Genomic DNA, 18,910 nt, shown 5'->3' on the forward strand with positions numbered 1-18,910 from the left:
AATACGAGCAAATGAAAAAGAAAGCCCTTGAGCAACTCCGCTCGGGCAAATCGCTTTATGGCAAGGATGGAGCCTTTGCACCGTTGCTAAAAAGTTTCCTTGATGCCGCCCTTGAGGCGGAATTGGAAAGCCATTTAGATGAAGCAGAACGCAGTTCAGGCAATCGCAGGAACGGTAAGACCAGTAAGAATATCCGAACCTCTGATGGCACCATATCTATTAGTACCCCTCGTGATCGCAATTCCAGTTTTGAACCCGAACTGATCCGCAAACGGGAAACGATATTAGCAGAAAGTCTTGAATCCAAGATCATCGGCATGTATGGACTGGGCATGAGTTTCCGCGATATATCAAAGCATATCAAAGACATGTATGATACAGATATCAGTCACAGTACCTTATCTGCTATAACAGATAAGATCATTCCTGAAGTAAAAGAATGGCAATCAAGGCCGCTGGATGAACTTTACACCATTGTTTGGCTGGATGCGATGCATTACAAGGTTAAAGAGGAACACCGCATGGTAGCGCATGCTGTTTATAACATTCTTGGTATTGACCGTCACGGTCACAAGGAGTTGTTAGGAATGTATGTATCTCAAAGCGAAGGCGCTAATTTTTGGTTAAGTGTATTGACCGACCTTCAAAACAGAGGTGTAAAAGACATCCTGATTGCTTGCATTGATAACCTCAATGGATTCCCACAGGCCATAAATACAGTATTCCCTCAAACAGAAATCCAGACCTGTATCGTCCACCAGATACGCAACAGCCTGAAGTACGTGGCTTCTAAAGATCAAAAAGTATTTATGAAAGATCTTAAGCCGGTGTACCAGGCAGAAACCCTCGAACTGGCAGAACTTCGTTTAGAGCAATTAGAAGAAAAGTGGGGTAAGAAATATGAAAAGGTATTGGAATCATGGCGTAATAACTGGTCGAAGCTGACCACGTATTTTCAGTATGATACCACTATTCGTAAACTGATCTATACCACCAATACCATCGAAGGGTTTCACCGGCAAATCAGAAAAGTAACCAAAACCAAGGGTGGTTTCACATCCGATATGGCTCTGTTAAAACTGATCTATCTGGCTCATAACAACATTAAACAAAAATGGACGATGCCACTTTCTAATTGGGCGACAACGGCCCAGAAGCTGGCCATTTGGTTTCCTGGGAGAATGATATTAGATTTGATGTAGCAATCAGCCCCTGCCGGCCCATGGGCCGGCAGGGGCTGACACAGTGTATTTTACAGACCCCTATACAGGGCAAACTTGCAAAGCCCCTCGGCTTCCGTGCGATTGCTTCGTACCTCGCAATGACGTGATGTTGAGCATTATTCCACCTTCCAATAATTCCCACTTACAATAATCATATTCAGCATTTTAATACTGTTATCATAATAATCGTAGTCCCTCAATTTAAAAGCCAGCAGATAATCCCAAAGCTTATTTAACCATTGCTGATTACCTTTATCAACCATAGCAGCCACCGTAAACGGCGCTATAAAACTTAAAGCCTCAAAATACCGGCCTTTAATATCATTACCCTCCAGCGTATATCCTGCCGAAATATTATCCGGGTGACTCTCTGTAGTTTCCTTTATCCAATGGTTTATCTTATCCACAAATAGCTTAGCGCGCTTATCGCCATACAATAAATAATCGGCGCCTACCCGCCATGGAACACGGCAGGCATTGTAGTTGTAATAACCATCATATTTCGATTCAAGATAGTTTGGTTTAGCGGGGCGGGCTTTTTTATTGATACCCTGTATAAAATCGGGTACTAAACCGGCATCGGGACTATAATTTTTTTGGAGAGAGTTGAAAAGCGCATAGTTATTATCGATCACCTTTTCCCATTCCCCTGTGTTTACAGATCCCTCAAAAGCTTTGACATTAGCGGGCATAAAATCGGATGAGCGCATATCGTAATAATCTTTGCTATCGCCCTCGCTGCCATCGCTCAGCAATACCGAATAGCTAACCTGGTTTATCTCGTACCGCATAATGGCAGCTAATAGTTTTTTAGCCTCTTGCAGGTAGTTGATTGTCCCCTTACTTCCCCATTGTTTATCGGCCAACAACAGCGAATAGGCTATATCCATATCACCATCTGTAGCAGCGCTTCCGTCAAGGCTTTTGCAGTTTTTGCCTTGCGCCCAAGCCATTAAGTACGACGATCTGCTTGCTGGATGTACTTTGTAGTAATTGTACAATCCGTCGTAAATGGCTTTGGCTTGTTTATCATAACCAGCCATCAGCGCGGTGATAATCATGCCGTATCCCTGCCCTTCGGATACGCATTCTTTGCCCGGTTTCTCGAACCAAACATAAAATTGCTGTTTATCGCAACCGGGTTTAATGTAACGCGCTTTCCACTGGTTGTAAAACAGTTCAACCTGCGTATCCAACTGTTTTTGAGATAGATGATTAGGTTTGATGCTACCCGATGTATAAACAACATGCTGTGGGAACGGCCTCAATACTGTTTGAGCATGGAGGCCATCCACCATCAATAATAAAATCAGCGCGATACTAACCCGCACGCAGTTCCTGGTAGGTTTCAAGATTGTCAAATTCATTGCATAGCATTTCGGTTTTGCAAAAATGATTTTTGAGGCAGGTCAAAAAGTTTTGAATTACCGGGGTATCGCGGCAGGTGGCGGCGTACCAGGTACGTTTTGCTATACTATGGTGCAATGGCTTTGTAACAATATGCTTACCGGGCAGGTATGGCTTCACTATCCAGTCGGCCATAACACTGATTCCGAGGCCTGCATTTACCATCTCGATGGTGGCATCTGTGTAGTGAATCCGGCTCAATGTTTTGGGCTTTACATGCTGCTCCTGGATGAGGGTTTCGATGATGGGGGTCTCCTGGTATGAGGGGTCGTAAAGGGCCAGAATAAGCTCCTGATCCTGGAAGTCGCAGATGTCAATTACGGCCTTTTTTGCAAGGGGATGATCAGCAGGTAAAATGCAGATCAGGCGGTCTTCAAAAATGGGTTCGTACACTATTTGGGTGTTCACCATTTGGGTGCGTACAATGCCCAGGTCAAGGTCGCCGCGCATCAGGTATTCGAGCGGCCGGCGGCTCGCGTCGGAAACTATATTTATGTTAATATCAGGCCATTGGCTCTTAAAATCCTTAATTACACCGGGCAGCCAGTGGTATGCGGTATAGCATTGCATACTGATATTGAGCTTGCCGGTTTTGCCATTTTTATAGTTGTTGATATCCTCTTCGAGGGTACGTATTTCGGCCAATATTTTTTCCGAACTTCGTAAAAAACGATAGCCAACTTCGGTTAACTGTAGTTTCTTTCCCTGGCGATGGAACACCTCGATATCGAGCTCCTTTTCCAGCTCTTTTAACTGGTGGCTAAGGGCCGATTGTGTGAGGTGTAAAGAGGCGGCTGCTTTGGTAAGCGAACCCTCTCTTGATATGGTATCTACTAACCTGAAATGATGTAGCGCGATGTTCATTATTAATTTTGCTAATGATTTACACAAAATTAATTCATTTTTTTCATGATTGCTATACCTATACATTTGCGGTGTATAAAATACACCCTCATGTTAAACACTAATTCAAAAAAATTACTCCTGTTTTTTTTGAGTGTTTTATATGTCTTACACGTACAAGCTCAGCAACAAACCCTTTCCATTAAGGATGCTGAACAAATGGCCCTTGCCAACTATGCGTCCATCAAGTCGAAGGCAAACCAGCTTAACGCCTCTAAGGCATACCTCAAAGAAACAAAAACGGAGTACCTGCCGGACCTCAACTTTTCCGCACAGCAGGACTACGGCACAGTGAACGGCCAAACCGGACCATCTTTTGGTTACCGAGGCCTGTCGGTATCCTCATCGGGCCCAACTTTGGCCAAGCAAAACTGGAACGCCGCCTTCGGTGCCCTGTATCTAACCAACGTTAGCTGGGACTTTTTTGCCTTCGGCAGATCTAAACAGCGTATCGGCGTACAAAAAACCATCGTTTCGCGCGATGAAACTGATCTGGCACAGGAGCAATTTCAGCACCAGGTACGCGTAGCAGCTACTTATCTTAACCTGCTGGCAGCACAACAGCTTGCCAAAGCACAACAGGATAACCTTAATCGCGCCAAACAACTGCAAACCGTAGTGGTGGCACGAGTTAAAAACGGACTGAACCCCGGAGTAGATTCATCGTTGGCTAACGCCGAAGTATCAAACGCTAAAATAGCTTTAACCAACGCGCAGCAAACCGTTCAGGATCAAAGCAACCAGCTTTCTATTTACCTGGGCATCGCACCACAGGAGTTTCAGCTGGATAGCGCTTTTATCACCAAACAGCCAAATAACCTGGAGGCTTTAAGTTCAGTTGCAGAAAGCGATCACCCTACCCTTAAGTTTTACCAAAACAGGATCAACGTAAGCGATCAGCAGGCTAAATACCTCCGTACATTCGCCTTGCCTACGTTTAGCTTGTTTGGTGTTTACCAGGGCCGTGGTTCGGGTTTTAAATCAGATTATGGTACCAACCAGGATAGCTATACCGGCAGCTACGGTGCAGGCGTTGACCCTACCCGTTTCAATTACCTGCTTGGTGTGGGCGTGGTGTGGAACTTTACCAGCGTATTCAGAACCCATTACCAGGTACAATCGCAAAAATTCACCTCGCAACAATATAAAAATGATTACGAGTTGGTTGACAAGCAACTGAAAGCACAGCAATCGCTTGCCGAAACACGTATTGCCAATGCTTTAAAAAACGTGAACGAGGTACCTGTCGAAGTATCTGCAGCCAACAACGCCTACATCCAAAAATATACCCTGTATAAAAACGGCTTATCAAACATAGTTGATTTTACGCAGGCACTTTATACCCTTAACCGGGCCGAAGTTGATAAATACATAGCCCTGAACAACGTATGGCAGGCGCTGCTGTTTAAATCAGCATCAACCGGCGATTTTGGGTTATTCATTAATAATTTTTAACAGTTACACACATATACAATGGGAATGATAAAAGGGGCGCTGCAAAAACCAATTACCATATTGGTTATAGTAGCCGGGCTGTTCTTCTTCGGTATAAATGCGGTACGGACCATCAAGATCGATATATTTCCCGATCTTAACCTGCCGGTTATATATGTATCGCACCCATACGGCGGTTTTACCCCAAACCAAATGGAGGCTTACTTCGGTAAGCAATATGTTAACCTGTTGCTCTTTGTTTCGGGCGTAAAAAGTATCGAAACCAAAAACATACAGGGCTTAACGTTAATAAAAGTTACTTTTTACGAGGGCACCAATATGGCCCAGGCCGCGGCGGAGGTCACGGCGTATACCAACAGGGCCCAGTCGGCGTTCCCGCAGGGATCGCAGCCGCCCTTTATTTTGCGCTTTGATGCTTCAACATTGCCTGTTGGCCAGTTAGTATTAAGCAGCGCCACCCGCAGCAATAACGAGTTGCTGGATTATGCTTTGGTTTACGTTCGTTCGTCATTTACCTCCATTCCGGGCCTTGTTGCTCCGGCACCTTTTGGTGGTAACCAACGTACTATCCTGATCAAAGCCGACCCTAACCTGTTGCGTGCGCACAATTTAACGCCCGACCAGGTAGTGGCCGCCCTGCGCGAAAACAACCAGAACACTCCGGCAGGTAACGTACGTATTGGCGATTACAACTACCTTGCCCCATCAAACACCACCATAAAAAAAGTTCAGGATTTTGGCGATATCCCCCTGTATAAAAACGGCATCCAAACCGTATTTATGAAGGATGTAGCCACTATTGAAGATGGTGCTGATATCACCAACGGTTACGCACTTATTAACGGTAAACGTTCAGTATATCTGCCTATCACCAAATCGGCCACGGCCTCTACCTGGGATGTGGTTCAAAATCTTAAAAAAGCCCTCCCCCGTTTCCAGGCTTTACTGCCCGAAGATGTGAAACTATCCTTCGTGTTCGACCAATCGGTATATGTAATTAACGCCGTAAAAAGTTTGGCCGAAGAGGGCGCTATTGGCGCGGTACTTACCGGCTTAATGGTATTGCTGTTTTTGGGCGATAAACGAGGCGCGCTTATTGTAATCCTTACCATCCCAACCTGTATCATTTCGGCTATATTCTTCCTGTCGCTGACGCATCAAACCATCAATATCATGACGCTGAGCGGTCTCTCGCTGGCCATTGGTATTTTAGTGGATGAATCGACAGTAACTATCGAGAATATTCACCAGCACTTTGATATGGGCAAACCTAAAGCACTGGCTATCTGGGATGCCTGTAAGGAGATCGCTTTCCCTAAATTGCTCATCCTGTTTTGTATCCTGGCGGTATTTGCACCAGCTTTTACCATGAACGGTATCCCTGGCGCGTTGTTCCTGCCATTGGCTTTGGCTATCGGTTTCTCCATGATTGTATCATACTTCCTGGCGCAAACCTTTGTACCCATCATGGCCAACTGGATAATGGTTAACAAACACGAAGACCATAGCCATAAAGATGGTTTCGCTTTAGAAGATGAAGGCGAACCATGGGAGCAAAAAGAGAAAGCCATGAAAGCCGCTCTTGAGCATAAAGGCAAGGATGCAACCAAATTTGATAAATTCAGGGATAGCTTTATGCGCCTGATGGACAGGATGCTGCCTAAGCGCAAATTACTGGTAACAGTTTATTTGTTAGGTGCATTCGGCCTTGCGTTTTTACTGTTTGCTACTATAGGACGTGATGTGTTGCCCAAAGTAAATTCGGGCACATTCCAGGTGCGTTTACGTGCTGCTGATGGTACGCGTTTAGAGCGTACGGAATTGATAGCGGTTAAAGCACAAAATATTTTGGGCGACATTGTGGGTAAAAACCACATTGCCATCACCTCAACATTTGTTGGCTCGCACCCATCGTCGTTTTCTACCAACCCTATTTACCTGTTTATGGCCGGCCCTCAGGAGGCTGTTATGCAGGTAAGTTTAACCGAAGATTATAAAGTTAATCTCGACGAACTGAAAGAAAAATTCAGGCACAGCATGGCTAAGCAGTTGCCGGAGGTTAAATTATCGTTTGAGCCGATAGAGTTAACCGATAAAATTTTGAGCCAGGGCTCGCCAACCCCTATCGAGGTTGCCATCACCGGTAAAAACAAAAAACAAAACGTTGAGTACGCTTTTAAAGTGATTGATAAACTTAAAAGCATCGATTACCTGCGCGATGTGCAGATAGGCCAATCATTCAATTACCCAACTATCGATATCAATATCGACAGGCAGCGTGCAGCGCAGCTGGGTGTTGGTTTGAATGATATTTCGCGCTCGCTGGTAGCCTCAACCTCGTCATCAAGGTTTACCGAAAAAAATAACTGGATTGACGAAAAATCAAACCTCAGTTACCTGGTACAGGTGCAGGTGCCCGAATACCAGATGGCCAGCCTTAATGATGTAAGGGAAATCCCGGTATCGGCCAACCAGGCCCGCCCGGTTTTAGGCGATGTGGCCGATGTTAAAACCGGCACTACCTTTGGCGAAAACGATAACGTGGGTGCGGTGCCTACGCTATCGGTTACGGCCAACATCAACAAAAAAGATTTGGGTACCGCTACCAACGATGTGCAAAAAGCGCTCAATAGCTTAGGCGAAGCGCCACGCGGTTTAAAAGTGGAGCTAAAAGGCCTGAGCCAAACCCTTACTGATACGCTTGATAGCTTACAGGGCGGTTTAGTGGTGGCGGTATTGGTGATATTTTTGATGCTGGCGGCTAACTTCCAGTCGTTCAAAATGTCGATGGTGGTATTGTCAACAGTGCCTGCCGTGTTATTCGGTTCGTTGTTTTTAGTGAAGATAACCGGCGCTACGCTTAACCTGCAATCGTACATGGGGATGATCATGTCGGTAGGTGTATCCATCTCCAACGCGGTATTATTAATCACCAATGCCGAAGAGCTGCGCCGCCATAATGGCGATGCCCTGAAATCGGCCCGCGAAGCTGTTGCCTTACGTTTACGCCCTATTTTGATGACCAGCCTGGCCATGATTGTAGGTATGATCCCGATGGCATCAGGCCTGGGTGAAGGCGGTGATCAAACATCACCTTTAGGCCGTGCGGTTATTGGCGGATTAATTGCCTCAACCTTCGCGGCATTGCTGATATTGCCATTGGTTTTTGCCTGGGCACAAGGTAATGCCACTACCCAATCTGTTTCGTTAGACCCGGAAGATAAAGAAAGTAAATTTTATATCCCTTTGCACCACCATGAACAAGCTTAAAAATAAATCGATATTGCTGCTTGCCGTTTTAGCAATGGCAATAGGCTCAATGAGTGCATGCCACTCGGATGATAAAGAAAAAAAGGAACAACAGGAAGAGCAGGAGCAACAGGAAGCTGTTGAAAACCCAACTGTTGAAGTTGTGCCTGTAACCAAAGGCAGGCTAAGCAGCGCCATCACCATTCCTGGCGAATTACTCCCTTACCAACAGGTTGATCTGTATGCCAAAACCAATAGCTATGTAAAAAAGCTTTTGGTTGATATAGGATCAGAAGTACACACCGGCCAGCTATTGGCGGTACTGGAAGCTCCCGAAGTTAATTCGCAGGTGGCTTCGGCACAATCGCGCATTAAACAGTTTGAGGCTGTTTACTATGCCAGCAAAGCCACTTACGACAGGCTGCTGAGCACCAGCAAAACCCCGGGTACCGTTTCGCAAAACGACCTGGAGCAGGCCGAAGCTAAAAAGAATGCCGATTTAGCCAATGTTGATGCCGCTAAATCGGGTTTAAAAGAAGTGTCGGCTAACTTAGCTTACCTCGAGATCCGCGCGCCTTTTGATGGTGTGGTTACCAGCCGTAATGTTAACCTGGGCGCTTATGTAGGTCCGGGGGGTAAAAGTACCGATCCGCTGTTTACCGTGCAGGATCAAAACCGGATGCGTTTGGTGGTATCGGTACCCGAAATTTATACCGGCGCTTTAAGCAGCAAAAGCGAAGTCAACTTTACGGTAAGGGCTTTACCAAGCGAAAAATTTACGGCACAGGTTAACCGTATAGCCGGAGCATTAGACGAGAAACTGCGCGCCGAACGGCTGGAAATGGACGTATACAACAAAAGCAAAAAACTGTTGCCACACATGTTTGCCGAAGTGAGCGTACCACTTCCGGCCGGCGACAGCACCTATGTTGTACCTAAAACCGCCGTAGCCACATCTACCGAAAAGGTATTTGTAATTAAAGTAGTTAACAATAAAGCCGTTTGGGTTGATGTTAAAAAAGGCCTCACCAGCGGCGACAGCATCGAAATTTTCGGCGGCGATTTGAAGCCGGAAGATAAACTGGTTAAAGCAGCATCTGATGAGATCAGGAATGGATCGAATTTGAAAGTTAAAAATTAGTTGGCTGATTAAGTTCAGTAAGGATTTGTGAAGGGATATGGAAGCCTGAAAGCGAAAGCTTTCGGGCTTTTTTACATTATCATCGCGAAGTCAATACAGTATAACAAGGATGTTCTTATTGATGTGTACCGGGATGACGCCCGCACAAATTTAGCAATACAAATGATCACCAGGTTTATTTATATAGGTTTTACCCTTTGACAGCCCTACTCAAATACCATTTTTAATGGTTTTAAGAAGTAAATCCCGTCCTCGCGGACACTGTATATATTCTCATCTTTTGCAGTGGAGTTAATATTGCTGATAACAATGTGAAACGAATTTGGGCTTACCTGCGCCAGAAATGTCCAGCCCTTCAACCGGGTCTGGTCTTCTATCTTTTTAATGATGTTCAGGATGTTCTCTTTGCGGTATGGCGGTTTCATGTTAATCAACGAATCCCGTAACTTCGTCGCCAGAAAATATTGAAACTTTGGGATCGAATGTTCATTCGGTCCGGTTTTTTTGAACCGGAGTTCGGTGAATGTGTTAATGTTGCAGGCATTGTTTTTTTTTCCGTAATAATAACCTGTGATCATAGTGATACAACAAACGCACAGAATAATGAGATACTTTACCATATTATTTTTTTACGAGTGAATCAAAAACCGGGGGCGTACTCCGCTGTCCGAAGTCTTCGACTTCGGACTAATATGCATGTAGTCTGCGACTACATGACTAAACTGCAAAAGTCTGTAGTTGCAAACTACAAACATAACGTATCCGAGGTCAGAGACTTCGGACAGCAGTAGCAGTATAGCAGTAAATGTGTTATATCTTACTGCAACTTCTTAATCAACCCCGTCCCTATCGCATCCGTACTCTCCGCCGAGTTTGACAATATCACCACAGCCAACTTCTTCTCCGCATTAAAAGCCAAGAAGCTGCTGCTGCCGTAAGTACCGCCGTTATGGAAAATGTATTCCACCCCATCCACCACAATAATATGCCAGCCTAAAGCTATTTTGGTATCCTTGCTATAAGTAACCTCATGCGTTTGCGCAAAAGCCTTTGCAAGCTTATCTGCACCTCCGTTCATATTAGCCTTAGCGTATATCAACAGATCATTTACCGTTGAATGCAGCGCCCCGCAGGCGGCAAGGGCGTTAAAATCCCAGGGTACGGTTTGGTCGCCGTACTGGCTGTATACTTTGGTAAAGTTGGGTTGTTGCAGAGGGCTTAAATGTTGTACGGTATTTTTCATCCCGAGCGGCGTACAAATAACCTCCTGCACCATCTGATCGAAAGTTTTACCGCTTATTTGCGATAAAATCGTTCCTAACAACCCCACTCCGAGGTTTGAGTAAGCATACTGCTCACCGGGTTTGCTATTGAGCTTACATTTTTTGAGATAAGTGTATAAAAGCCGCTTGTTATAGCTTTTATATGGATTAGCCGCGCCAGCCGAATCAAATTGCAGGTTTTCGGGGATACGTGCAAGGCCGGAGGTATGGTTGCTTAGTTGCAACAAGGTAATGCCGTTAAGCGCGGGGTTTGTTTTTACAGAATCGGGCAGGTATTTTGTTATGGGATCGGTTAGTTTTATCTTGCCCTCGTTAGCATACCAGGCCAGCAATGTGGCGGTAAAAGTTTTGGTGATGGATCCTATTTCGAATATGGTATTAGCCGTCGGCAACTGATTATTAGTCCTTGCGGTTTCGCCGTAATTGTAGGTAGAGAGTTGCCCGTTTTTCAATATACCAATGCTTAAACCAACGGTGTTGAGTTTTTGAATATAAGGGCGGGCTATTTCATCAACCTGTTTATCCATATCGCTAAGCATTTTATTGGATGTAAGTGCCTGTGTGGTTTTATCGGCAGTAACTTCTTTATATGGCTGAAACAGGAATAATTCGATCTTATTACCGGCATCAAGGCTCATGAGTAATTGCAGCGTTACCGATTGAAATACCAGTTTGTAAGTGCTTACTTTGTTATTTACAAAGCTGATCACGGTAGAGCCTTTGATCTGGTTTAAGGGGAACACCTGCTGCTCCATCAAACTGCGAAACTGCCCGCTGCCCACCGCATGCCTGAAATTAGCGCCGGTTAAGTTATAGATCGAATCGGCTTGTTTAGCGTTAAAATATGTTTTCACAAGCGCGAAAACCGAGTCGGTTTTAAACTGCTGATGGCTTTGGGCAAAGGCGAAGTTGCCCGCAAACAGCCATGCAATAAGGCAAAGTTTAAACTTCATTAATTTATTGGTTAAAGATCTTTAAAATCCGCAGTGAGGTAGTTACCTGCCAAAGGGTCGGTCAGGTTTAAAAACCTGCGTTCATTGTACTTCCAAACCCTGCGGAAAATGATAACGCCAATAATGGCACCTAAAATATAGTTGTAGCTGATAAAACTAAACATACCACCAAAAACCTCCATCCCATCCCGGATATCTTTACCGGTACAGATCAGCATAATGGTACTTGTTGCAATAGATATAGCTAAACCATATAAAAAGCCGCCGTTAATGATGCAATAATCCCACATGCCCCGTTTACGGGCGGTTTCCCATTGCTTAACAAAGCGGATGTTTTCGATGTCCTCGGCAGTAAGTCCTTTAGCCTTTAAACGGGCTTCCTCAACAAGGCTTTGTTGATAACGATAATAACCCTGAACGATTGACAACGGAAAGTAGATCAACCAAAACAAGTTGTGCTTGTCAAAAACAAACCACAATAAAGCTATCACAAATGATACGATGTACCCTTTGTAACTAACTTTCAGATATGATTTGAATTTGTCGATGCTCATACCTGAAAGCCATTTTTAAATAGTTGGAGTTTGTCCGGCCAGTAAGTAAAGCACGGCCATACGTACAGCAACACCGTTTTCAACCTGATCAAGGATGATGGATTGCTTGCTATCTGCTACATCGCTGGTGATCTCCACACCACGGTTAATAGGGCCGGGGTGCATTACGGTGATCTCTTTATCCAGCGAATCCAATATCGTTTTATTGAGGCCGAACAGCATGGTATATTCCCTTAAGGATGGGAAGTATTTAATGTCCTGGCGTTCCAATTGGATGCGGAGCATATTAGCTACATCGCACCAATTAAGGGCTTTTCTTAAATTATGCTCAACCTTTACACCTAATGAGCCAATGTATTTGGGGATTAATGTAGTAGGGCCACAAACCATTACCTCAGCACCTAATTGTTTCAGGCAAAGGATGTTTGATAATGCTACACGCGAGTGTAGGATATCACCAACGATTACCACCTTTTTACCGGCTACATCGCCGTATTTTTCGCGGATAGAGAAAGCATCGAGCAATGCCTGCGTAGGGTGCTCATGCGCGCCATCACCGGCGTTTACAATCTGGGCTTTTACATGTTTCGACAAAAAGATACCGGCACCTGCATATGGGTGGCGCATTACCACCATATCAACCTTCATAGCCAGGATGTTGTTCACAGTATCAATCAAGGTTTCGCCTTTGCTTACCGATGATGATGAGGCCGCGAAGTTTACCACATCTGCCGAAAGTCTTTTCTCGGCCAGTTCAAACGATAAACGGGTACGGGTGGAGTTCTCGAAAAAGATATTGGCGATAGTTACATCACGCAACGATGGCACTTTTTTAATAGGCCTGTTCAAAACAGATTTAAATGTATCGGCAGTTTCAAATATCAGTTCAATATCTGCGCGGTTTAAATCTTTAATACCTAATAAGTGTCGTGTGCTCAGTCCTGCCATGTTATTTTGATTTCGGATTTCGGATGTTCGATTTCTGAATTAAAATTGTTGTTATTGTAATTCGTCATTGCGAGGAGCGAAGCAATCGCATGCTATACAGGGCGGATTTGCTTCCGTGCGATTGCTTCGTGCCTCGCAATGACGGGGTGTTTATGTCTCTTTTATTTATTCTGCTGCCTCCGAAACAAGAACAATCTTGTCTTCGCCATCAGTATCTCTCCAGCTTACTACTACTTTTTGCGATGCAATAGAGTCAACTTCAATCCCCACATAATCTGCCGATACGGGAATGTGGCGTGAATATCTTCTGTCTACCAGCGCTAAAAGTTCTACTTTTTCCGGGCGACCGAATGCCTGTAACGCATCCATAGCAGCACGGATAGTGCGGCCAGTCCAAAGTACATCATCCATCATGATCACTTTTTTTCCTTCGATGATAAAATCTATTTTGGTTTGATTTGGTAACAACTGCGATTCGCGGCGGCGGAAGTCGTCACGATAAAATGTAATATCAAGATCGCCGTTCAGTATTTTTTTATCCGGGAGGATTTTCCTTAGCTCTTCAGCCACGCGTCTTGATAAATAGATGCCGCGGGGCTGGATGCCAATTAATACGGTATTTGAAAAATCATTATGATTTTCAATTAATTGGCGACATAAACGTTGTATGGTGATTTGAAACTTTTGTCCGTCGAGCAGTGTCAGATTTTGCATCGTATGGGTGGATTTGGGCAAAAGTAATAATTTGTTTTCAAAAGCCCCCTTTAAATCTCCCCCGGAAGGGGAGACTTTTTAAACATGAACTTATTTTGATAATCCCTTTAATACCTTGACTGCTCTTTCGGCATCCTTTTTCGCAACAAAAATATGGTCATGATAATAGGCTGCTACTACGTTGCAACTGATACTCTGTTTAGCCAGCGCGGTGGCAAATGCTGCAGTAAGCCCGGTAGCCTCAAGTGATGAATGAATGGTTAAGGTGATCCAGGCGGCAATGTAACTATACTCAAGGTTTAGCTCATCGGCTGTTTCTTTTTTAAGGATGAGGGTTATGGCTTCTTCTTCTTTAAAAAAGGCTATGATATCATTAAGGTTGATATTGTTTGCTGTTGTAGTTGTGCAGTAAACATAATCACCGGGGTTAAGTACGGGTGTCATGTTTTTGAGCAGGGTGTTGAGGTTGGTTTCTCCGGTGGGCATTTTCAAATATATAAAAACTAACAACGTCATTGCGAGGCACGAAGCAATCGCACGGAAGCAAATCCGCCCTGTACAGTTCGCGATTGCTTCGTTCCTCGCAATGACGGACGGACAAAAAAAAGCCTCCCGATTAAATCGGGAGGCTTGTATAAAAAGTGGTTAAGCTATTAATTAAGCTTCTTCTTCAGAGCCGGTTTTACGTGCTTTGTTTTCAGCACCTTCCATTTGCTCTTTCAATTGTGCTAATACGCTCAGATCACCCAAAGTTGATTTTTCAACCGAATCTTTCACTTTTTTCACCGCGTTGGTAGCAGCTTTTGCTTCTTTTTTGCGGGCTTCAAATTCTTGTACGCGGGCATCAGCACGGGCTTCTTCCCAGATACGTGAGTGTGAAATAACGATACGTTTGTTCTCTTTGTTAAATTCGATAATTTTGAATTCAGCAGCCTCTTCAGCTTTTAATGATTTGCCGTCTTCTTTAACCAGGTGTTTGGTTGGCGCGAAGCCTTCAACACCATAAGGTAAAGCTACGATAGCACCTTTATCAGTTACTTTAATCACAGTACCTTCGTGAATCGAATCGATAGTGAAGATAGTTTCAAAAGTATCCCAAGGATTTTCTTCAAGCTGTTTGTGGCCTAAGCTTAATTTACGGTTCTCAACATCAAGTTCAAGTACAACCACGTTCAGTTTTTCACCAACTTTAGTGAATTCGTTAGGGTGGTTAACTTTTTTAGACCATGAAAGGTCAGAGATGTGGATCAAGCCGTCGATACCGTCTTCCAGTTCAACAAACACACCAAAGTTGGTCATGTTTTTAACTGTAGCAACGTGTTGTGTACCAACTGCATACCTTTCAGCAGCATTTTGCCAAGGATCAGGGGTTAATTGTTTAATACCCAATGACATTTTGCGCTCTTCGCGGTCTAAAGTCAATACCTGAGCTTCGATCTCGTCGCCAACTTTCAGGAATTCCTGAGGGTTACGCAGGTTTTGTGACCATGACATTTCTGATACGTGGATCAAACCTTCAACACCAGGGATGATTTCAAGGAATGCACCATAATCAGCAACGGTAACGATTTTACCTTTAACTTTTGATCCAACCTGAATTTCTTCAGAAAGGCTTTGCCAAGGATGTGGGGTTAATTGTTTCAAGCCCAGAGCAATACGTTTTTTCTCGTCATCAAAGTCAAGCACAACAACGTTGATTTTTTGATCCAATGCAAGAATTTCGCGTGGGTGCTCGATACGGCCCCATGAAATATCTGTAATGTGCAGTAAGCCGTCAACGCCACCAAGGTCGATGAATACACCGAAGTCGGTAATGTTTTTAACGGTACCTTCCAATACCTGACCTTTTTCAAGGCGTGCAACAATTTCAGTTTTTTGGTTTTCCAGATCGTCTTCGATAAGCACTTTGTGCGATACCACAACGTTCTTGAATTCGTGGTTGATTTTAACAACTTTGAATTCCATAGTTTTACCTACGTACACATCGTAATCCCTGATAGGTTTGATATCGATCTGCGAGCCAGGTAAGAAGGCTTCAACGCCCATGATGTCAACAATTAAACCACCTTTAGTACGGCTCTTAACAAAGCCGGTGATGATCTCATCGTTATCAAGTGCTGAATTAATACGCTCCCATGATTTTTGAGTTTTTGCGCGTTTGCGTGAAAGTACTAACTGACCGTTAGCATCTTCCTGTGACTCAACAAAAACGTCAACTTTATCACCGATCTTCAGATCTGGAGTGTCGCGGAATTCTGATACTGATACTAAACCGTCTGATTTGAAACCTACGTTAAGTACAACATCTTTGTTGTTAACGTTAACAACAGTACCGGTGATGATTTCGCCTTTGGTGATAGAGCTGAAAGTTCCATCATACAATTTCTCAAATTTCTCACGGTCGTCATCGCTGTAGTTACCAAATTTTTTATCGTCTGCATCCCAGTCGAAATCTTCGCTTGGTGTTAAGGCGATCTTTGATTTGATCTCTTCGATAGATATTGAATCAGCTTCTGATTCAACAGTTTCTTTTTCGCCAGACGCTTTAACTGCACCCAGTTCAGCTTCTTTCGCTTTTAATTCTTTTTCTGCTTCTTGTTTTTTTGCCATTAATTAATTTATCTCCTTTTCCCAATTTGTTAATTGGGACTGCAAAGGTACGGATATATTTTATTGAAAAAAGAAATTTTTTAATGTTAATTGCTTATATTTTAGGTGTTTTTATAAAAAAAGATGGCTTTTAAGGATACTATCCGGCTATAGGCGTGTAAAACAACTCTTTGCGGTATGGATAACGTATGGTTATTCGCTTTAAACACTTGTTAATTTCACGCCAATCTCGTTAAAAATCAGCATAAAATCGTTCAGCATTTCTTCCCTGTAATTACTCAGTATCTCATCCATTAACACCTCCTGCTCAGGCGTGAAGGGATTTTTCCAGATGCGCATACAAATGCGTTTAAGCGCGTAGGCTATCTGGTGGGTTTCGGCATAAGTATGCAGGTATTGGCTTTTTTTAAAGCCTTCGTAAAATTTGAAGAAAACGGCGGTATCCTCCAGTCCGGCAAATTTCAAAAACGCTTCTATCTTTTCGTCGCGGCAGCCGCTCAGGTGATCATAAAATCCGGCTACGCTTATTTTACCGGTGGTAAGCAGCAGGTTATCGATAATTAATTCGAGCGCTATGTGGCCTAAAAAAAATGGCTTTACCGGCGAACCTTGTAAAGCAGGCAGCAATAGTTTCTTTAATTCGTGAGACCGGGTGGTAAAAAAATCCGACGAGTGAAAATAACGGTCAACATCGAGGTGTTTTTTCCATCCCTCAATGATCGAATTGATCTCGTTATCAGTATGGTGCAGTTTTTCTGGGTGAAGTATGATATTTTTATCGGCATTTTTCAACAGGTCGGGCAGCACCGTTCCCAGCACGTGGTAACAGTTGGTGGTATCCCTGTCGAAATAAAAATGCGATAAAAAATTCATAAGCGTTGCTTTGCAAAATACCCGGTTTTGCTCAAGATACAAAATATAAGTAATTATTTGAAACTGGCTTTACCTATAGTTAACCGTTGAACAACATGCAATAAGAAGGTTCAAAATCAAAAAGCGGAAGGAGGCACCTGCAAATCCTATACATAGAAACGTAGCGCGATTCGCTACCAAATTAAGCCCATCCACCCAATTATTCTATTATATTTGCACCTTTTTGAAATACAACCTGATATGAACTTTGTTGAAGAATTACGCTGGCGCGGCATGCTGCATACCGAAATGCCCGGAACCGAGGATATGTTAAATAAAGGTATGGCTTCGGGATATATCGGTTTTGACCCTACTGCCGATTCATTACACGTTGGCCACCTTACCCAGATCATGACCCTGATCCACTTTCAACGCGCGGGCCACAAGCCCTATGCTTTGGTAGGCGGTGCTACAGGCATGGTGGGCGATCCGTCGGGCAAATCGGCCGAGCGTAATTTATTATCTGAGGATGTGCTGCAGCATAACCTCGAATCGGTAAAAAAACAACTTACCCGTTTCCTTGATTTTAACACCGGTGCCAACAGCGCCGAAATGGTAAATAATTATGATTGGTTTAAAGATTTCACCTTCCTCGATTTTATCCGCGATGTTGGCAAGCACATCACTGTAAATTACATGATGGCCAAAGATTCGGTTAAAAAACGTTTGGAAGGCGATACCGGTATGTCGTTCACCGAGTTTACTTACCAGCTGGTACAGGGGTACGATTTTTACTACCTCTGGAAAAACCATAACTGCTCATTACAAATGGGCGGCAGCGACCAGTGGGGGAATATTGTTACCGGTACTGAACTGATCCGCCGTAAAGATAGCGGTGAGGCTTTTGCCTTAACCACCAACCTGATTAAAAAAGCTGATGGTACCAAATTTGGTAAAACCGAAAGCGGTGCGGTTTGGCTGGATGCTGAGCGCACTTCGCCATACCAGTTTTACCAGTTTTGGTTAAATACTACCGATGTTGACGCTAAATCATACATTCGCATTTTTACCCTGCTTGATCGTGAGGTTATTGAAGCGATGGAAGTTGAGCATGATGCTGCACCGCATACACGTATCTTGCAAAAAGCTTTGGCTAAGGATATTACTATTCGCGTACATGGTGAGGCTGAGTATGAAAAAGCAATTAAATCTTCGGAGTTTTTGTTTGGTAACGTTGGCCTTGAGTTTTTAGGCGAATTAAATGAAACCGAAGTTGTTGGGATATTTTCGGGTGTAGATAACTATAAAATTGCGTTAAGCGATTTAGAGCAAGGCATTAACGTTGCCGACCTGTTAGCTGTCAAAACTTCAATTTTTGCATCAAAAGGTGAAGCTAAAAAAATGATACAAGGTGGTGGCGCTGCTATCAATAAAGTAAAAATTGCAACTGCCGATGACGTATATACAACCGATGCATTAATTAACGGCAAATTTATAATTGTGCAAAAAGGTAGGAGGAACTACTTTTTAGTTATAGCTGAGTAAAAATTCATTGCCGTTGGTTTTAACCAACGGATTAATAAGGAATAAACAAAGGGCTTTAGCCAAAATCCACCTG

General features: G+C 43.7%; 15 protein-coding genes. 5 read left to right on the forward strand and 10 right to left on the reverse strand.

Features of this window, described 5'->3' with window-relative positions; all coding sequences use genetic code 11:
* Positions 1–11 precede the first annotated feature (11 nt).
* Positions 12–1,202: an IS256 family transposase gene (locus HYN43_RS16760; protein ID WP_245447287.1), complete on the forward strand. Its 1,191-nt coding sequence runs from the start codon at positions 12–14 to the stop codon at positions 1,200–1,202.
* Positions 1,203–1,339: 137 nt separating this feature from the next.
* Here HYN43_RS16760 and HYN43_RS16765 read toward each other — a convergent pair whose 3' ends face one another.
* Together HYN43_RS16765 and HYN43_RS16770 are read right to left on the reverse strand one after the other, a co-directional pair.
* Positions 1,340–2,590 carry a family 8 glycosyl hydrolase gene (locus HYN43_RS16765; protein ID WP_119410439.1) on the reverse strand — a complete coding sequence of 417 codons (1,251 nt, stop codon included), beginning with the start codon at positions 2,588–2,590 and terminating at the stop codon, positions 1,340–1,342.
* Entirely contained in the window at positions 2,544–3,494 is a 951-nt protein-coding gene (locus HYN43_RS16770) for a LysR family transcriptional regulator (RefSeq protein WP_162996527.1), read from the reverse strand. Before HYN43_RS16770 ends, HYN43_RS16765 begins: the two co-directional genes overlap by 47 nt.
* A 90-nt stretch (positions 3,495–3,584) precedes the next feature.
* Between HYN43_RS16770 and HYN43_RS16775 the strand changes: the two genes are divergently transcribed.
* The 3 genes from HYN43_RS16775 to HYN43_RS16785 are packed head-to-tail and all read left to right on the forward strand — an operon-like array spanning position 3,585 to position 9,378.
* Positions 3,585–4,988, forward strand: a complete 1,404-nt coding sequence (locus tag HYN43_RS16775; protein ID WP_119410441.1) for a TolC family protein — start codon at positions 3,585–3,587, stop codon at positions 4,986–4,988.
* 18 nt (positions 4,989–5,006) lie between these two features.
* Positions 5,007–8,258 (forward strand): efflux RND transporter permease subunit, encoded by a 3,252-nt coding sequence (locus HYN43_RS16780; RefSeq protein WP_119410442.1) that lies wholly within the window; start codon positions 5,007–5,009, stop codon positions 8,256–8,258.
* Positions 8,245–9,378, forward strand: a complete 1,134-nt coding sequence (locus HYN43_RS16785; RefSeq protein WP_119410443.1) for an efflux RND transporter periplasmic adaptor subunit — start codon at positions 8,245–8,247, stop codon at positions 9,376–9,378. The genes HYN43_RS16780 and HYN43_RS16785 overlap by 14 nt, the downstream gene beginning before the upstream one ends.
* A 206-nt stretch (positions 9,379–9,584) precedes the next feature.
* On the opposite strand, the gene HYN43_RS30435 is transcribed toward HYN43_RS16785, so the two are convergent.
* The 8 genes from HYN43_RS30435 to HYN43_RS16825 all read right to left on the reverse strand — a co-directional run bounded on the left by HYN43_RS30435 (position 9,585) and on the right by HYN43_RS16825 (position 17,313).
* A complete protein-coding gene (locus HYN43_RS30435; protein ID WP_162996528.1) occupies positions 9,585–9,803 on the reverse strand; it encodes a hypothetical protein in 219 nt (72 codons plus the stop codon).
* 392 nt (positions 9,804–10,195) lie between these two features.
* Entirely contained in the window at positions 10,196–11,614 is a 1,419-nt protein-coding gene (locus HYN43_RS16795; protein ID WP_119410445.1) for a serine hydrolase domain-containing protein, read from the reverse strand.
* An 11-nt stretch (positions 11,615–11,625) separates the two neighbouring features.
* Positions 11,626–12,168, reverse strand: coding sequence for a hypothetical protein (locus tag HYN43_RS16800; protein WP_119410446.1), 543 nt, complete (start codon positions 12,166–12,168; stop codon positions 11,626–11,628).
* A 15-nt stretch (positions 12,169–12,183) separates the two neighbouring features.
* Complete coding sequence (locus HYN43_RS16805) at positions 12,184–13,116, reverse strand: aspartate carbamoyltransferase catalytic subunit (RefSeq protein WP_119410447.1); 933 nt, start codon at positions 13,114–13,116, stop codon at positions 12,184–12,186.
* 165 nt (positions 13,117–13,281) lie between these two features.
* Positions 13,282–13,830 carry a bifunctional pyr operon transcriptional regulator/uracil phosphoribosyltransferase PyrR gene (pyrR, locus tag HYN43_RS16810; protein ID WP_119410448.1) on the reverse strand — a complete coding sequence of 183 codons (549 nt, stop codon included), beginning with the start codon at positions 13,828–13,830 and terminating at the stop codon, positions 13,282–13,284.
* A gap of 90 nt (positions 13,831–13,920) precedes the next feature.
* Complete coding sequence (locus HYN43_RS16815; RefSeq protein ID WP_119411262.1) at positions 13,921–14,316, reverse strand: ACT domain-containing protein; 396 nt, start codon at positions 14,314–14,316, stop codon at positions 13,921–13,923.
* A gap of 171 nt (positions 14,317–14,487) precedes the next feature.
* Complete coding sequence (gene rpsA / locus HYN43_RS16820) at positions 14,488–16,440, reverse strand: 30S ribosomal protein S1 (RefSeq protein WP_119410449.1); 1,953 nt, start codon at positions 16,438–16,440, stop codon at positions 14,488–14,490.
* Positions 16,441–16,641: 201 nt separating this feature from the next.
* Positions 16,642–17,313, reverse strand: coding sequence for a hypothetical protein (locus tag HYN43_RS16825; protein ID WP_119410450.1), 672 nt, complete (start codon positions 17,311–17,313; stop codon positions 16,642–16,644).
* Between the two features lie 240 nt (positions 17,314–17,553).
* Here HYN43_RS16825 and tyrS point away from each other — a divergent pair, with 240 nt between their 5' ends.
* On the forward strand, positions 17,554–18,837 hold the full coding sequence (tyrS, locus tag HYN43_RS16830) for a tyrosine--tRNA ligase (protein ID WP_119410451.1): 1,284 nt from the start codon (positions 17,554–17,556) through the stop codon (positions 18,835–18,837).
* The last annotated feature ends 73 nt before the right edge of the window (positions 18,838–18,910 follow it).

Source organism: Mucilaginibacter celer (assembly GCF_003576455.2).
Lineage (GTDB): Bacteria > Bacteroidota > Bacteroidia > Sphingobacteriales > Sphingobacteriaceae > Mucilaginibacter > Mucilaginibacter celer.

Excerpts from the sequence above, each read along its gene's own strand:
- HYN43_RS16770 (WP_162996527.1), bottom strand. The coding sequence starts at position 3,494 with ATGAACATCGCGCTACATCATTTCAGGTTAGTAGATACCATATCAAGA.
- HYN43_RS16795 (WP_119410445.1), bottom strand. The coding sequence starts at position 11,614 with ATGAAGTTTAAACTTTGCCTTATTGCATGGCTGTTTGCGGGCAACTTC.
- HYN43_RS16765 (WP_119410439.1), bottom strand. The coding sequence starts at position 2,590 with ATGAATTTGACAATCTTGAAACCTACCAGGAACTGCGTGCGGGTTAGT.
- HYN43_RS16785 (WP_119410443.1), top strand. The coding sequence starts at position 8,245 with ATGAACAAGCTTAAAAATAAATCGATATTGCTGCTTGCCGTTTTAGCA.
- HYN43_RS16780 (WP_119410442.1), top strand. The coding sequence starts at position 5,007 with ATGGGAATGATAAAAGGGGCGCTGCAAAAACCAATTACCATATTGGTT.
- HYN43_RS30435 (WP_162996528.1), bottom strand. The coding sequence starts at position 9,803 with ATGAAACCGCCATACCGCAAAGAGAACATCCTGAACATCATTAAAAAG.
- HYN43_RS16815 (WP_119411262.1), bottom strand. The coding sequence starts at position 14,316 with ATGCCCACCGGAGAAACCAACCTCAACACCCTGCTCAAAAACATGACA.
- HYN43_RS16760 (WP_245447287.1), top strand. The coding sequence starts at position 12 with ATGAAAAAGAAAGCCCTTGAGCAACTCCGCTCGGGCAAATCGCTTTAT.
- rpsA (WP_119410449.1), bottom strand. The coding sequence starts at position 16,440 with ATGGCAAAAAAACAAGAAGCAGAAAAAGAATTAAAAGCGAAAGAAGCT.
- tyrS (WP_119410451.1), top strand. The coding sequence starts at position 17,554 with ATGAACTTTGTTGAAGAATTACGCTGGCGCGGCATGCTGCATACCGAA.
- HYN43_RS16800 (WP_119410446.1), bottom strand. The coding sequence starts at position 12,168 with ATGAGCATCGACAAATTCAAATCATATCTGAAAGTTAGTTACAAAGGG.
- HYN43_RS16805 (WP_119410447.1), bottom strand. The coding sequence starts at position 13,116 with ATGGCAGGACTGAGCACACGACACTTATTAGGTATTAAAGATTTAAAC.
- pyrR (WP_119410448.1), bottom strand. The coding sequence starts at position 13,830 with ATGCAAAATCTGACACTGCTCGACGGACAAAAGTTTCAAATCACCATA.
- HYN43_RS16775 (WP_119410441.1), top strand. The coding sequence starts at position 3,585 with ATGTTAAACACTAATTCAAAAAAATTACTCCTGTTTTTTTTGAGTGTT.
- HYN43_RS16825 (WP_119410450.1), bottom strand. The coding sequence starts at position 17,313 with ATGAATTTTTTATCGCATTTTTATTTCGACAGGGATACCACCAACTGT.